The 14,562-nt window shown below is 48.3% G+C and carries 13 protein-coding genes; 8 read left to right on the top strand and 5 right to left on the bottom strand.

Going from position 1 to position 14,562, the window contains the following annotated elements; all coding sequences use genetic code 11:
- Positions 1 to 109: 109 nt before the first annotated feature.
- Together soxY and soxZ are read left to right on the top strand one after the other, a co-directional pair.
- The gene (gene soxY / locus H8792_RS11995; RefSeq protein ID WP_185979205.1) at positions 110 to 577 is read left to right on the top strand and encodes a thiosulfate oxidation carrier protein SoxY; all 468 of its coding nucleotides are present in this window, start codon (positions 110 to 112) and stop codon (positions 575 to 577) included.
- Between the two features lie 71 nt (positions 578 to 648).
- Positions 649 to 960 (top strand): thiosulfate oxidation carrier complex protein SoxZ, encoded by a 312-nt coding sequence (soxZ, locus tag H8792_RS12000; RefSeq protein WP_185979206.1) that lies wholly within the window; start codon positions 649 to 651, stop codon positions 958 to 960.
- 76 nt (positions 961 to 1,036) lie between these two features.
- On the opposite strand, the gene H8792_RS12005 is transcribed toward soxZ, so the two are convergent.
- The 3 genes from H8792_RS12005 to gpmI all read right to left on the bottom strand — a co-directional run bounded on the left by H8792_RS12005 (position 1,037) and on the right by gpmI (position 8,767).
- On the bottom strand, positions 1,037 to 2,446 hold the full coding sequence (locus tag H8792_RS12005; RefSeq protein ID WP_185979207.1) for an FAD-dependent oxidoreductase: 1,410 nt from the start codon (positions 2,444 to 2,446) through the stop codon (positions 1,037 to 1,039).
- Between the two features lie 32 nt (positions 2,447 to 2,478).
- The gene (gene gltB, locus H8792_RS12010; RefSeq protein WP_185979208.1) at positions 2,479 to 6,966 is read right to left on the bottom strand and encodes a glutamate synthase large subunit; all 4,488 of its coding nucleotides are present in this window, start codon (positions 6,964 to 6,966) and stop codon (positions 2,479 to 2,481) included.
- Positions 6,967 to 7,192: 226 nt separating this feature from the next.
- On the bottom strand, positions 7,193 to 8,767 hold the full coding sequence (gpmI, locus tag H8792_RS12015) for a 2,3-bisphosphoglycerate-independent phosphoglycerate mutase (protein ID WP_228767115.1): 1,575 nt from the start codon (positions 8,765 to 8,767) through the stop codon (positions 7,193 to 7,195).
- A 161-nt stretch (positions 8,768 to 8,928) separates the two neighbouring features.
- Between gpmI and H8792_RS12020 the strand changes: the two genes are divergently transcribed.
- The 4 genes from H8792_RS12020 to H8792_RS12035 all read left to right on the top strand — a co-directional run bounded on the left by H8792_RS12020 (position 8,929) and on the right by H8792_RS12035 (position 11,303).
- Positions 8,929 to 9,357, top strand: a complete 429-nt coding sequence (locus tag H8792_RS12020; protein WP_228767116.1) for a rhodanese-like domain-containing protein — start codon at positions 8,929 to 8,931, stop codon at positions 9,355 to 9,357.
- Positions 9,358 to 9,398: 41 nt separating this feature from the next.
- Positions 9,399 to 9,653, top strand: a complete 255-nt coding sequence (gene grxC / locus H8792_RS12025) for a glutaredoxin 3 (RefSeq protein WP_185979210.1) — start codon at positions 9,399 to 9,401, stop codon at positions 9,651 to 9,653.
- Between the two features lie 140 nt (positions 9,654 to 9,793).
- On the top strand, positions 9,794 to 10,243 hold the full coding sequence (secB, locus tag H8792_RS12030; RefSeq protein WP_185979211.1) for a protein-export chaperone SecB: 450 nt from the start codon (positions 9,794 to 9,796) through the stop codon (positions 10,241 to 10,243).
- Positions 10,244 to 10,274: 31 nt separating this feature from the next.
- Positions 10,275 to 11,303, top strand: a complete 1,029-nt coding sequence (locus H8792_RS12035) for an NAD(P)H-dependent glycerol-3-phosphate dehydrogenase (RefSeq protein WP_185979212.1) — start codon at positions 10,275 to 10,277, stop codon at positions 11,301 to 11,303.
- A 3-nt stretch (positions 11,304 to 11,306) separates the two neighbouring features.
- Here H8792_RS12035 and H8792_RS12040 read toward each other — a convergent pair whose 3' ends face one another.
- On the bottom strand, positions 11,307 to 11,771 hold the full coding sequence (locus H8792_RS12040) for a tRNA (cytidine(34)-2'-O)-methyltransferase (RefSeq protein WP_185979213.1): 465 nt from the start codon (positions 11,769 to 11,771) through the stop codon (positions 11,307 to 11,309).
- Between the two features lie 15 nt (positions 11,772 to 11,786).
- On the opposite strand from H8792_RS12040, the gene H8792_RS12045 reads away from it, so the two are divergent.
- Positions 11,787 to 12,734, top strand: coding sequence for a dihydroorotate dehydrogenase (locus H8792_RS12045; RefSeq protein ID WP_324187614.1), 948 nt, complete (start codon positions 11,787 to 11,789; stop codon positions 12,732 to 12,734).
- A 151-nt stretch (positions 12,735 to 12,885) separates the two neighbouring features.
- On the top strand, positions 12,886 to 14,076 hold the full coding sequence (tyrS, locus tag H8792_RS12050; protein WP_185979215.1) for a tyrosine--tRNA ligase: 1,191 nt from the start codon (positions 12,886 to 12,888) through the stop codon (positions 14,074 to 14,076).
- 285 nt (positions 14,077 to 14,361) lie between these two features.
- On the opposite strand, the gene H8792_RS12625 is transcribed toward tyrS, so the two are convergent.
- On the bottom strand, positions 14,362 to 14,562 hold a 201-nt coding region (locus tag H8792_RS12625; RefSeq protein ID WP_228767117.1), incomplete at its 5' end, for a hypothetical protein.

Consider the following 14,562-nt stretch of genomic DNA (forward strand, 5'->3'; position numbering starts at 1 on the left):
CACTAATCTTGGAGTCGAGAAAGTATTAGTGCTTTCTTATATTGAGGGTTTGGAAAAAAATTGAGATTCCAGTAAAGCCTTTAATTTTTTAACCAGGAGTTAAATTACTATGAAACGTAGATCATTTTTAAAAAGTACTTTGGCGACCGGTGCGGCAGTCGCGGCTGCAAATGCCGGTCTTCTAACCCCTTCAACCGTTTTGGCCGATTGGAATAAAAAAGCCTTTTCGGCAAAATCGTTGGACGATGCACTAAACGGTGCCTATGGTTCCGCTGCAGCGACGGCTTCCGGCGATATTAAATTAAAGGCGCCTGCGATTGCCGAAAACGGTGCGGTCACTCCGATTACGGTTGATGCAACCGGTATCAGCGGTGTCGAGTCTATCGCGATTCTGGCAAGCAAAAACCCGATGCCTTTGGTGTGCGAATACGCTTTCGGAGCCGGTGCACTTGGCTATGTCTCCACCCGTATCAAGATGGGACAGACCATGGATGTGATTGCCGTCGTAAAAGCGGGCGGTAAGCTGTTAAAAGCACAGCAGGAAGTCAAAGTGACAATCGGTGGATGCGGTGGTTAATTTCGACCGATCCAAGCGAAATAGAAAGCAGATAACAAAAAAAGTATAAGCACTTTTAAAGGATGGCAATTATGAGTATCAATATTAGAATGCGTGGCAAATCGAAAGGTGGTGTTGCCGAAGTAAAAGCATTGATTAAACACCCGATGGAATCGGGCGCTCGAATGAACAAAAAAACCGGTAAACCTTATCCGGCCAAATTCATCGATATGGTTGAAATCATGGTCAATGACACCAAAGCGGTCGATGCACAATGGTCTGGTGCGGTTTCCGCCAACCCTTATATGGCGGTGCAGGTAAAAGCCAATGCCGGCGATAAAATCACCATTAACCTGACTGATAACACCGGTGAAAAAGGTTCGGAATCTCTGACCCTGAAATAAAATCACCAGTGCTATAAAAAAAGCCCCGGCAACTAAAAGTTGTCGGGGCTTTTTTGTACTAGCAGAGCCGGAAGAATTAAACTTCCAGGAAGTCTAGAATTCCTTCTGCTGCTTTGCGGCCTTCGGCGATGGCGTGAACAACCAGACTGGAGCCACGAACCATATCACCACCGGCAAATACTTTCGGGTTGCTGGTTTGGAATTGATACAGGCTGTCTTCGGATGCGACAACACCGTTCCAATTGGTCAGTTCAATACCGAAATCGGCGAACCAGACCGGTGGATTCGGCTGGAAGCCGAACGCAACGATAACGGCATCACAGTCGATAACACGCTCGGAACCTTCAACCATTTCCGCACGACGGCGGCCGTTTTCGTCCGGCTCACCCATACGGGTTTCGATGACTTTCAGGCCTTCGACTTTACCGTCGCCGATTACTTCTACCGGAGCCAGATTGAATTGGAATTGAACACCTTCTTCCTTGGCGTTTTTCACTTCGGCACGTGAACCGGGCATGTTTTCTTCGTCACGACGGTACACACAGTAAACTTCGTCGGCGCCTTGGCGAATCGATGTACGGGTACAGTCCATCGTAGTATCACCACCACCCAGAACGACAACGCGCTTACCTTGCATGGAAACATACGGTTCCGGATCGTTTTCGTAACCCAGAACGTGCTTGACGTTACCGATCAGGAAGTCCAAAGCTTTGTAAACGCCCGGAAGATCTTCACCAGGGAAACGACCGGCCATTGGCTTGTAAGTTCCCATTCCCAGGAAGACGGCGTCATGGTTATCCATCAGTTCCTGGAATTGAATGTCTTTGCCGACTTCAACACCGCAGTGGAATTCGATCCCCATATGCTCAAGGATTTCGCGACGCTTTTGCACCACTTCTTTATCCAGTTTGAATTGCGGGATACCGAATGTCAGCAGACCGCCGATTTCCGGTTGTTTCTCGTAAACCACCGGCTTAACGCCGTTACGGATCAGGATATCCGCCGCAGCGATACCGGCAGGGCCGGCACCGACGATCGCGACAGTTTTGTCCGTCATTACGACGTCGGATAGATCCGGTTTCCAGCCCATAGCAAACGCGGTATCGGTAATGAATTTTTCAACCTGACCGATGGTCACCGCACCGAAGTTAGTGTCTTCAAGGGTACAGGCCTGTTCGCACAAACGGTCTTGCGGGCAGATACGGCCGCACATTTCCGGTAGTGAGTTGGATTTGTGAGAAATCTCAACCGCTTCCAGAATATTGCCTTCCGCAACCAGTTTCAGCCAGTTCGGAATGTAGTTGTGAACCGGGCAGGCCCATTCGCAATAAGGGTTACCGCAGTGCAGGCAGCGATCGGCCTGAGCCATCGCGTCCTGCATGTCGAACGGCGCGTAAATTTCCTTGAACTGCTGCTTACGCTCTTCGGCCGACTTCTTTTCCGGAAGCTGGCGGTTTAATTCTAAAAATTGTCTAACATTTGGCATGTCTAAATTCCTTCCAGTTTCTCGTCTTCGGCTTAATCGGCGTGTTTGGCAAATAGGTCAAACAGGTGCTCGATGTCGATCGAACGGGATTTGACTAACCAGAAATTGCGGATGCAGAGACTGAAGTTATCCAGAACCTCTTGTCCCCAAGGACTGTTGGTTTTTTCGACGTATTCGGTCAATAGCGCTTTCAAATAAACGCGGTACGCTTCTGTCTGCTCTGTATCGATACGAATCGCTTCGACCATTTCAGTGTTCAGGCGATCAGGCAGGGTACGCTGGTCATCCAGGATAAATGCCATACCACCGGACATACCGGCACCGAAGTTGACACCGACTTCGCCCAAGCTGACAATCGTACCGCCGGTCATGTATTCACAACCGTGGTCGCCCAGACCTTCGACAACTGCTACTGCGCCGGAGTTACGGACACCGAAACGCTCGCCACCGGTACCGTTGGCAAACAGTTTACCGCCGGTTGCACCGTACAGACAGGTGTTACCGACGATTGGAGTGTATTTCGCATCGAAGGTGCTGCCTTGCGGAGGGCGAATGACGATTTCACCACCGGCCATACCTTTACCGACGTAGTCGTTAGCGTCACCTTCAAGGTATAGATTCAAGCCGTCAACGTTGAAGACACCGAACGACTGACCGGCGATACCGGTCAGTTTCAGAGTAATAGGTTGATCTTTCATGCCGTCGTTGCCATAACGTTCGGCGATTTCACCGGCAACACGCGCACCGATCGAACGGCCCGTGTTAACCAAGTTGAATTCGAAAGTTCCACCGGACTTAGCTTCGATTGCCGCTAGAGTGGCAGTAACCATCTCTTCTGCAATGTGGCCGTGATCCCAAGGGTTGTTACGGTTAACTTGAACCGTTTGCGGTTTATCAGCCGGTACGCCGCCATCGGTGATGAACGCGGAAAGGTCGATGTTTTTCTGCTTCTCGGTTAGCGGGTTGTCGATCATCTTAAGAAGATCAACGCGACCAACCAGGTCTTCCAGTTTTCTAACACCTAGCTTAGCCATCCATTCACGAGTTTCCTCGGCAACGAACTTGAAGTAATTCATAACCATTTCAGGCAGACCGATGAAGTGCTCTTTACGCAGGCGCTCGTCTTGAGTTGCAACGCCCACCGCACAAGTGTTCAAGTGACAGATACGCAGGTATTTACAACCTAGCGCGATCATCGGAACGGTTCCGAAACCGAAAGATTCCGCACCCAGAATTGCCGCCTTGACAACGTCCAGACCGGTTTTCAAACCACCGTCCGCTTGCACGATAACCTGACCACGCAGGTCGTTGGCACGCAGTACCTGGTGTGCTTCCGCCAGACCCATTTCAAACGGGTTACCGGCGTATTTAACCGAAGTCATCGGCGATGCACCTGTACCACCGTCGTAACCGGAGATGGTGATCAAGTCAGCGTATGCCTTGGCAACACCTGCCGCAATCGTACCGACACCCGGCTCGGCAACCAGTTTTACTGAGATAAGTGCTTTCGGGTTGATTTGCTTAAGGTCGAAGATCAACTGTGCCAAATCCTCAATCGAATAGATATCGTGGTGAGGAGGAGGCGAAATAAGGGTCACACCCGGAACCGAGTGACGCAGTTTGGCGATTGTCAGGTCAACTTTGTGCCCCGGTAGCTGACCACCTTCACCCGGTTTTGCTCCCTGGGCAACTTTGATCTGAAGTACTTCAGCGTTACGCAGGTAGTGCGCGGTGACACCGAAACGACCCGATGCGATCTGTTTGATTTTGGACATACGTTCAGTGCCGTAACGTGAAGGGTCTTCCGCGCCTTCACCGGAGTTGGAACGTGCGCCCAGACGGTTCATCGCCGTTGCCAGCGCTTCGTGCGCTTCCGGAGACAGTGCTCCTAGAGAGATACCCGCAGAGTCGAAGCGTTTGAAGATTGATTCAATCGGTTCAACTTCAGAAATATCGATACCGTCAACGTCTTTGAAAGTGAACAAATCGCGGATCGTCATGGCCGGACGTTCGTTAACCAGTTTCTTGAACTTGTCGTAAGCTGTTTGGTCGTTTTTCTGTACCGCTTCACGGATGCTGTTTACAACATCAGGGTTGAAAGCATGATATTCGCCACCGTAAACGTATTTAAACAGACCACCTTGCTGCAGAGGTTTACGAGGGTTGAAAGCTTCCCACGCCAAACGGCGCTGGTCCAGTTCCAAGTGGTCGAAGTTTGTCCCTTCGATACGTGAAGGCGTGCCTTTGAAGCACAACTTAACGATGTCAGAACTTAGGCCGACCGCTTCAAATAGCTGTGAGCCGCGGTAAGAGGTAATGGTCGAAATCCCCATTTTCGATAGGATTTTGTATAGACCTTTGTTGATCCCCTTACGGAAGTTGGCGATGTATTTGTTCAGCGCAATTTCAGGATCAAGTTCTTTGGTACGACGCAAGTCTTCAATAACTTCGTATGCCAGATATGGGTAGACCGCAGTCGCACCGTAACCGAACAGGACGGCAAAGTGATGCGGGTCGCGAGCACTGGCGGTTTCGATAATCAAGTTCGCTTCGGTTCGCAGACCTTCGTCGATCAGACGGTGATGAACCGCACCTGTCGCCATCGCAGCAGGAACGGTAACCATGCCGCTCTCGATGCCGACATCGCTAAGTACCAATAGGGTTTTTCCGGCTTTGATTTCGACAACCGCTTGATTGCAAACCGCTTCGATTGCCGCCTTCAGACCGATCTCTTCATGGTTGTAGTGCAGGCTGATACGGGCGTTCTGGTAGTTTGGATCGTTGATTGCCATCAATTCATTCATCATTGACGGGCTAAGAATCGGTGAATTTACTTCCAGACGGCGTGCGTGCTCAGGACCTTCTTCAAACATGTTCAGCTCGCGGCCGAAACAGGTGTTCAAAGACATGACGATGTTTTCACGTAACGGGTCAATCGGCGGGTTGGTTACCTGCGCGAACATCTGGCGGAAGTAATCGAATACCGAACGTGGCTTGTGAGAGAAGACCGGCAAAGGTGCATCGTCCCCCATCGAGACGGTGGTTTCCTGTGCATCTTCCGCTAAAACACGAATGACGGCATCACGCTCTTCGAAAGTGACCTGGAAGTATTTCTGGTAGATGTCGGCAGTCTTGTCATCCCAGCCTAGAATTTGCTGTTCTTCGTGAAGTTTTTCTTCAAGGCGCATGTAACCCTGATCCATCCATTCACGGTAGGGTTTTTGGTTTTTAAGCTGGTCGTCGATGACTTCTGGTTTTAGTAAAGTACCGTTTTCCAAGTCGACAGCGATCATTTGGCCAGGCTTCAAACGACCTTTTTCGACAACGTCGGCCGGATCGTAGTTGTAAACACCGATTTCCGATGCAAAAGTGATGTGGCGATCTTTAGTGATGACATAACGAGTCGGGCGTAGACCATTACGGTCAACACCACAGATAGCGTATTTACCGGTGTTGATAACCATACCCGCCGGGCCGTCCCATGGTTCCATGTGCATGGAGTTGTATTCCAGGAAGGCTTTTTTGTCCGGGTCCATATAAGGCATGTTCTGCCAGGCCGGCGGAACCAGTAGACGGAGTGCCTGGAAAATGTGCATGTCGCCCATGGTCAGAACTTCGATCATGTTATCCAATGAATTCGAGTCGGAACCTTCCTGTGCAACCAGCGGCTTCAGTTCGCCAAGATCAGGCAGCAATGGAGTTTCGAATTTCTTCTGACGTGCCAAGGCCCAGTTACGGTTTCCGCGGATGGTGTTCAATTCACCGTTGTGCGCAAGGAAACGGAACGGCTGAGCCAAACGCCACTGAGGAGTGGTGTTGGTCGAAAAACGCTGGTGATAAGAGATCACCGATGATGCAAAGGTTTCGTTCTCAAGATCTGCGAAGAATTTCGGCAGCTCGCGTGGCATGACCAAGCCTTTATAAGCCAACAATTGGCTGTGCAAGGACGCGATATAGAAAGTTTTGTCCTCAGGCTCGATGTCCATCTCGGTTTTGCGACGCGCTGTAAACAATAAACGGTTGAATTGTGCTTCATCCATACCGGCAGGTGCGTTGACAAACACCTGTTCGATCTTTGGTTCCATTCCCGCTGCTTGTTCACCCAGTACATCAGAACGCACAGGAACTTCACGCCAGCCGGCAATTTGCAAACCTTTACCGGCTAGGTGGGATTCCAGAGTTGTACGAGCTAAAGCGGCCTTGTCGGTATCCTGATTCAGGAATACCATACCAACGGCATAGATGTCCGCTAGTTGAATAGATAGTTCTGCTGCAACCGCAGCCAAAAATTCCTGCGGCTTTTTAATCAAAAGCCCACAACCGTCACCCGTACAACAATCCGCTGCGACACCACCACGGTGGGTCATATTGGCAAGAGATTCAATGGCCGTTTGTACAGCCCAATGACTTGGCTTGTCGTCCATATTTGCGATCAAACCAAAACCACAGTTCTCCTTTTCAAATTCCGGAGAGTAAAGTCCGCCTAAATTCAGGCCGGAGTGCGATTGTAGTGGATTCATAAACGGGTTCCTGTTGTCAACAATACAAAAAACAATCGCTTAACGGTGTTAAGATCTTGTTTTTCATGATCTTTATCTTTTTTCAGCGCGTTTAATTTAATAAAAGGGCGCGAGATTATACTGTAAAAACACCCAATGAATCAATGATCCTACATGTGGGATAGATTGCTAAAGAGTGTTTTGGAAAATGTAAAAATGGCCCCGAAAGGGGACATTTTGGATTCGCTTATTGAGTGATTATCGAGACGCCGTCCATCTCTTCGGGTTGCGGAATGTCCATGATTTTAAGCATGCTTGGCATAACATCAGGCAATCTGCCGCCTTCTCTCATGGTTACTTTTCGTGGTCCGTAATATATGAACGGAACCGGGAAAGTGGTGTGTGATGTGAAAGGCTCGCCGGTTTCAGGATCTTTTAGCATCTCCATGTTACCATGATCTGCCGTGACAATACATTGTCCGCCTGCTTCTTTAACCGCGGCTAGAATTTTTCCAAGTGCTTCGTCGACCGCCTCGACCGCTTTAATACAGGCTGGAAGGTTACCTGTGTGGCCGACCATGTCAGGGTTGGCGATGTTGCAGATAAAAGTGTCGTATTTGCCTGATTGAATCGCTTCAACCAGTTTTTCGGTTAATTCCGGAACGCTCATTTCCGGCTGCATGTCATAGGTGCGAACTTTCGGAGATGGGACCAAAATGCGGTCTTCACCTTTATATGGTGCTTCTACACCGCCGTTCAAAAAGAAGGTGACGTGAGCATATTTTTCGGTTTCGGCAATGCGCAGCTGGCTCAAGCCCAAATTGGAAATGACTTCACCAAAGGTGTTTTTCAATTTGGTTGGGCGATAAGCAATGGTTGCCCCGAAGCTTTCGAAGTTTTTGTGATATTCGGTCAGGGTAACAAAGCTGGAAAGTACCGGTGTACTGCAACGGTGGAATTCACCGAAGTCACTTAGGATAAATGCACGTGTCAACTGGCGGGCACGGTCGGAACGGAAGTTCATGAAGATAACCGAATCACCGTCTTTAATTTTAGTGATTTTGCCTTTTTTGCTCGGAATGCTGGTCGATTGAATGAATTCGTCCGTTTCGCCGCGTTCGTAAGCTTCCTCGACGGCCTGACTTGCCGAGTTTGCGGTAAAGTTTGAATTACCGCAACAGATGACGCCGTAGGCTTCTTCGGTGCGATCCCAGCGATTGTCACGGTCCAGAGCATAGAAACGTCCGATAACCGAAACGATTCGTCCGCCGCCGATTTCGCTCATATAGTTTTCGATATCTTCGATGTATTTCAATGCGCTTTGTGGTGGTGTGTCTCGGCCATCGGTGAAGATATGCAGATAGGTTTTGGCACCGTGATCGACCGACATTTTGATGGCCGCTTTAATGTGATTGATGTGTGAGTGAACGCCACCATCGGAAAGCAGGCCCATAATGTGAACATTACGTCCGCGGCTGTTGGCTTTGTCAATCGCGGTCAAAAGTGCGTTGTTGTCGAAAAAACGCCCGTCGTCGATGTCTTTTTGAATACGGGTCAGCTCTTGGTAAACCACGCGCCCGGCACCCAGGTTGGTGTGACCGACTTCCGAGTTACCCATTTGCCCGTGAGGCAGGCCGACATCCAGCCCGGAAGTGCTGATCAGGGTGTGTGGATTTTCGGCCATTAAATTGTCAAAGTTTGGCGTGTCGGCTAATGCGATTGCGTTGTAGTCGGTTTCTTCGCGATATCCCCAGCCGTCTAAGATAATAAGGCCTGTCGGGCGTTGTTTGATTTCGATTTTTGACTTCTGATCCTGACCCATCTGTTTTGCTACCGTAAAATTTTAAGAAATTGCGTTTATTGTAGCGAGTTTCGCTGTTAAAATCATTAGGTTTGAAAATTATCTGCCGATGAGATTTGTCGGAATTTGTAATCTGAAAGTCGGACGCTGTAGACGGCGTTTCAAGAGGGAAAATCATGTTCATGGAGTTTGTGCAAGAACAGGCACTTTTATTCGTCGCTTTAGCTGTCGTTGTGGGAATGTTGGTCTATAGCTATGTGGGTGATCGTATTGCCGGTTTTAAGACCGTTAATTGTGATGAAGCGACTCGTTTATACAATGACGATGCTTTCCTTTTGGATGTCCGTTCTGCCGGTGAATATAAAGAAGGTTATATCGGCGAAGCAACCAATATTGCCGTAACCGACTTGGGATCGAAATTGTCGCAGTTGCCATCGGATAAAAGTCAGCCGATTCTGACCTATTGCTTGAGCGGTGCACGTTCGGCACGTGCGGCAGGAATCTTGGTGAAAAACGGTTATACTCAAGTTTATAACTTATCCGGCGGGATTAATGCTTGGAGGCAAGCTGGATTGCCGACCGGAAAGAGTAAGAAAAACAAAAAAAAGTAACCAAGGCGGCGCCTAAGGTGTCGCCGAAGAAGGATAAAACTATGCCAGAAGTAGTGATGTATGCCACGCAATCTTGCCCTTATTGCAATATGGCCAAGCGTCTCCTTGATTCAAAAGGTGTCGAGTACAAGGTGATTGATGTGGGCGGGAACCCTGATCTATGGCAGGAAATGGAAGCGAAAACCGGGCGTAATACCGTGCCGCAAATTTTTATCGGCGAGCATCACGTAGGTGGCTATGATGATTTGTCTGCTGCCGATCGCCGTGGTGAGATTGACCCTCTGTTACAAGCTTAAATGTCTGCCGGTTTTGAAGCTTTACCGATTACTCGGTGATGTTTCACGCATTTGAAAAAAACAATTCTATAGCGAATTCGTGTTGTCGGTTTTCGGCATTACGGGTTCGTTTTTTAATTTTAAATTTCTAAAGGAAAGTCATGTCTGAACAAGCTAAGCAAGCTTTTGTAATTCAAAAGATTTACACCAAGGATGTTTCGTTTGAATCTCCGAATACCCCGGAGTTGTTTACAACCGAATTCCAGCCTGAATTGTCGGTGGATTTAAATGTCGAAAGCAAAGGATTGGAAGAGAATATCTTTCATGTAGCGGTTCGCGTAACTGTGACTACCAAAATTGAAGGCAGTACGGCTTTCTTATGTGAGGTTTCTCAAGCGGGTATCTTTACTTTGGCCGGCTTCAGCGAGGCAGAGCTGGGTTATATGCTTGGAGCTCAGTGCCCGAATGTTCTATTTCCTTATGCGCGTGAAGTGGTTTCCGATCTTGTGACTCGCGGAGGTTTTCCGCAATTGCTGCTTGAGCCGGTCAACTTTGAAATGATGTATCACGAGCACATGCAAAAAGCGCAAGGTGAAGTGAAAACTCAGTAACTTGGGTTTGAATGATCGGAGTCAGAATATGATGGCTAGACAGTCTGTCAAGGTTGCAGTCATTGGTGCCGGTGCCTGGGGAACCGCTTTAGCGGTTCACTTGGCTAGAGTCGGCCACGAAGTGCGCCTTTGGGGGCATCGACCTGAGGCAATGCGGACTCTGGATCAGGCTCGTCAAAATCAGCGCTACCTTCCGGGAATTGCATTTCCCGATACCCTTAAAGTTGAGGTGGAACTTGCCGAAGCTTTGCAGGGTGTATCCGCTGTTTTGGTTGTCGTGCCAAGTCATGTTTTCAGAAGTCAGCTTCGTCAGCTTAGAGGTTTTTGGCAAGATTTCTATGCTTTGCCGCATTTTGCCTGGGCGACCAAAGGATTCGAACCGGATTCACAGCTGTTATTGCACAAAGTGGCGCGTCAGGAGCTTGGTGAGTCGGCTTCCATGACGGTTCTTTCCGGTCCGACGTTTGCCGCCGAAGTGGCTAAAGGCTTGCCGACGGCCATGGTCAGTGCCTCAAAAAATTCGCATGAAGCCGAGTTTTGGGCTCAGCTTTTTCATCATGACCGCTTTCGAATGTACACTCAGGACGATATGGTCGGAGTGGAAATCGGTGGTGCCTATAAGAATATTATGGCAATCGCTACTGGTGTTTCCGATGGTTTGGGTCTGGGAGCCAATGCGCGCGCGGCACTGATTTCCCGCGGTATGGCGGAAATGATGCGTTTGAGCCATGCGCTTGGCGGTCAGAGTGAAACCATGATGGGGCTGGCTGGTTTAGGAGATCTGGTTCTGACTTGTACCGATGACTTATCTCGCAATCGTCGTTTCGGCTATAAGCTGGCGAAAGCCGAGTCAGGTGTCGACAGGGTAATTGCTGAAATCGGACAGGTCGTCGAGGGTGTTAAAGCGGTTCAGGCAGTTAAGATGCTGGCTGAAGAGCTTAAACTGGATCTGCCGATTATGGAGCAGGTACACGCACTGGTTACCGAAAGTATTCGTCCTCTGCACGCGGTGGACGCGCTTCTGGCACGTTCCGGCAAAGCGGAGGCGTTGCAGTTATAGGTTTTATAGGTTAGGGGTGAAATCGAGCTGGCGCCAGGCCTCGTAGGCGACAACCGAAACGGCATTTGCCAGGTTTAAGCTGCGTCCACCCGGTATCATCGGAATGGTTAAGCGTTGTTCAAAAGGCAAGCTTTCAATTATTTCCATAGGTAGCCCGCGGCTTTCCGGACCGAAAAGAAATGCGTCACCGTTTTCGAATTCAGGTTCGGTATAATAGCGCGTGGTTTTGGTGGTCAGCGCAAAAACGCGATTGGGTTTAATCGTTTCCAGGCAAGCTTGCAAATTTGCGTGTTCATGCACCTTGGCAAGTTCCGCGTAATCCAGGCCTGCTCTACGCACCTTTTTTTCGCTTAAATCAAACATAATCGGGTGAATTAAATGCAGGTGAGCTCCCATATTGGCACTCAGGCGAATCAATGCACCGGTGTTTTGCGGGATTTCGGGCTCATACAGAATAATGTGCAACATATAGGATGATCTTGAATTATGGATTTGTCGGTTAATCTTTGTGGCATTCGCTTTCAAAATCCGGTTGGGATTGCATCGGGGAATGCTGGCTACGGCATAGAATACCAGTCCGTTTGCGGCTTTTCCAATCGAGATGTCGGTGCGGTTTTTCTGAAAGGGACGACGTTGGAGCCGAAATTGGGTAATAAGCCCGAACGAGTGATGGAATCGCCGAGCGGGTTGCTAAATTCCGTGGGCTTGCAAAACCCTGGAGCACATGAAGTGATTGCCGGATACCTGCCTAAACTGGATTTGAGTGAAAGCCAGTTTATTATTAATGTGTCTGGCTCAAGTATTGAAGAATATGCGGAAGTAGTGCGCCTGTTTGATCAGACCGAGCTTCCGGCGATTGAGATCAATATTTCTTGTCCGAATGTCAAAAAAGGCGGTGCCGCTTTTGGGAACGATCCGGATATGGCGGCTAGAGTGGTTGAAGCCTGTCGTGCAAATACCGATAAGCCGTTGATCGTGAAACTTTCTCCGAATCAGACGGATATCGCTGAAGGGGCGCGTCGCGTAATTGATGCTGGAGCGGATGCGCTTTCCGCAATCAATACTCTGATGGGGATGGATATTAATATTCATACTCGTGAACCTGGGCTTGGTAATAACCAGGGCGGTTTATCCGGCCCGGCAATTAAACCTGTGGCGCTGTTGAAAGTGCATCAGGTTTATCAGGTTGCCAAACAGCACAATGTGCCAATTATAGGTTTGGGTGGGATTGCTTCGGCAGAAGATGCGATCGAGTTTTTCCTGGCCGGGGCTTCTATGGTCGCGATCGGCACGGCGGTCGCCAAAGATCCTTTGATTGTGAAAAAAGTTAATAAGGGAATTGCCAAATACCTGAAGCAGCACAATCTTGATTCCGTGTCCGAGCTGACGGGTAAGTTACAGTTGCATACCGACACAGTGCTGTGCGGTTAGAAAAGTCTTTTTATTCAATCCTCGGTCGTCGCTTTTTTAGGCCGGTGACGTTACACTTCGGTTCTCCAAAAAGTTTACGTCCGGGATTTGAGTGGAAACTTTTTTTAAGTTAGAGAATTTTTAAAAATTAATTTTTGTAGTTATTAAAAAAATGAAATCAGTACAAGAGCAATTAGCCATTATTAAGCGTGGTGCAGAAGAGATTCTGGTAGAAAAAGAATTAATCGAAAAGTTGGAATCGGGCAAGCCGTTGCGCGTAAAAGCCGGTTTTGATCCGACGGCTCCTGATTTGCACTTAGGGCATACCGTACTTATTAATAAGTTGAAGCAATTCCAAGATTTGGGTCACGAAGTGCTATTCCTGATCGGTGACTTTACCGCGATGATCGGTGATCCGACCGGCAAGAGTGCGACTCGCCCACCGTTGTCGCCGGAAGATATTGCGAAAAACGCTGAGACCTATAAAGAGCAGGTGTTCAAAATTCTTGATCCGGAAAAAACGACGGTTATGTTCAATTCCGAGTGGATGGGGCAAATGACTGCAGCAGATATGATTAAACTTGCTGCAACGCAGACAGTCGCTCGCATGCTGGAACGTAACGATTTTGAAGATCGCTATAAGTCCGGTACGCCGATTGCGATTCATGAATTCCTTTATCCATTGGTGCAGGGGTACGACTCCGTTGCAATGAACGCCGATATCGAATTGGGTGGAACGGATCAAAAGTTCAACTTATTGATGGGGCGCACTCTGCAGAGTCATTACGGCAAGAAGCCGCAATGTACTTTGACCATGCCGATCCTTGAAGGGTTAGATGGCGTGCAGAAAATGTCCAAGTCTCTGGGCAACTACATCGGTATTAAAGACGAGCCAAACGATATGTTTGGAAAGGTTATGTCGATTTCCGATGATCTGATGTGGCGTTACTATGAATTGCTGTCTTTTGAATCTTTGGAGACTATTGAAGGACTTAAGCAGGCGATTAAGGATGGCGAGAACCCTCGTAATGTCAAAGTGAAGCTGGCACTTGAGCTGATTGAACGTTTCCACTCAAAAGAAGCCGCTGAATCTGCATTGCAGGATTTTGAAACCAAATTCTCGAAAAATGCTATTCCCGACGATATGCCTGAAGTAACACTTGAAGGCGAGATGCCTTTGGCGAACCTTCTGAAAGAAGCCGGATTGGTTGCTACCACTTCCGAAGCGCATCGCATGACTAAGCAGGGCGCGGTGAAAATTAATGGTGAAAAGGTTGATGATTCCCGTCAATTGATGCCTATCGGAACTACTTCGGTTTATCAGGTTGGCAAACGTAAGTTTGCGAGAGTCACGCTGAATTGATGTAGTTTCGTTAATTTAATAAGTCGCTAAGGATAAAAAGCCGTTTCAATCGAAGCGGCTTTTTTGTTTTTATGTTTTCTATGCGAATTGATTATTTAATTGAATGAGATGTTGTGCCAAAAATTGACCAGCCTCATTTTTTTGGAATTAGCTTGGTGCTCTAATGAATTTCGGGTGCTATATAGATAGCCTCGTTTAAAGTCTTTAACAGCGTCGAAAGCGGAATTCAAACCTGATTTGTGCATAACCCTGTGGATAACCGGTGGGTAAGGTTGGATAAGAGGGTTAATTGTCAAAAAAGGTTAAAAAAGTCGAAAAAAGGTTAAAAAAGGGGTTGCGTTGTTTGTGTAAATCACTAGAATACGCAGCTGTTCCGAGGGGCAGCGAACGAAGCGGCCACTTGGAGTGAAAACCAAGTCTGACGAGCTGTGATGAGTTGGAAGTCGGTGAAAAAAGTTTGAAAAAATATTTGACACCGGATTTTAA

This window comes from Thiomicrorhabdus heinhorstiae (assembly GCF_013391765.2).
In the GTDB taxonomy this organism is placed as follows: domain Bacteria; phylum Pseudomonadota; class Gammaproteobacteria; order Thiomicrospirales; family Thiomicrospiraceae; genus Thiomicrorhabdus; species Thiomicrorhabdus heinhorstiae.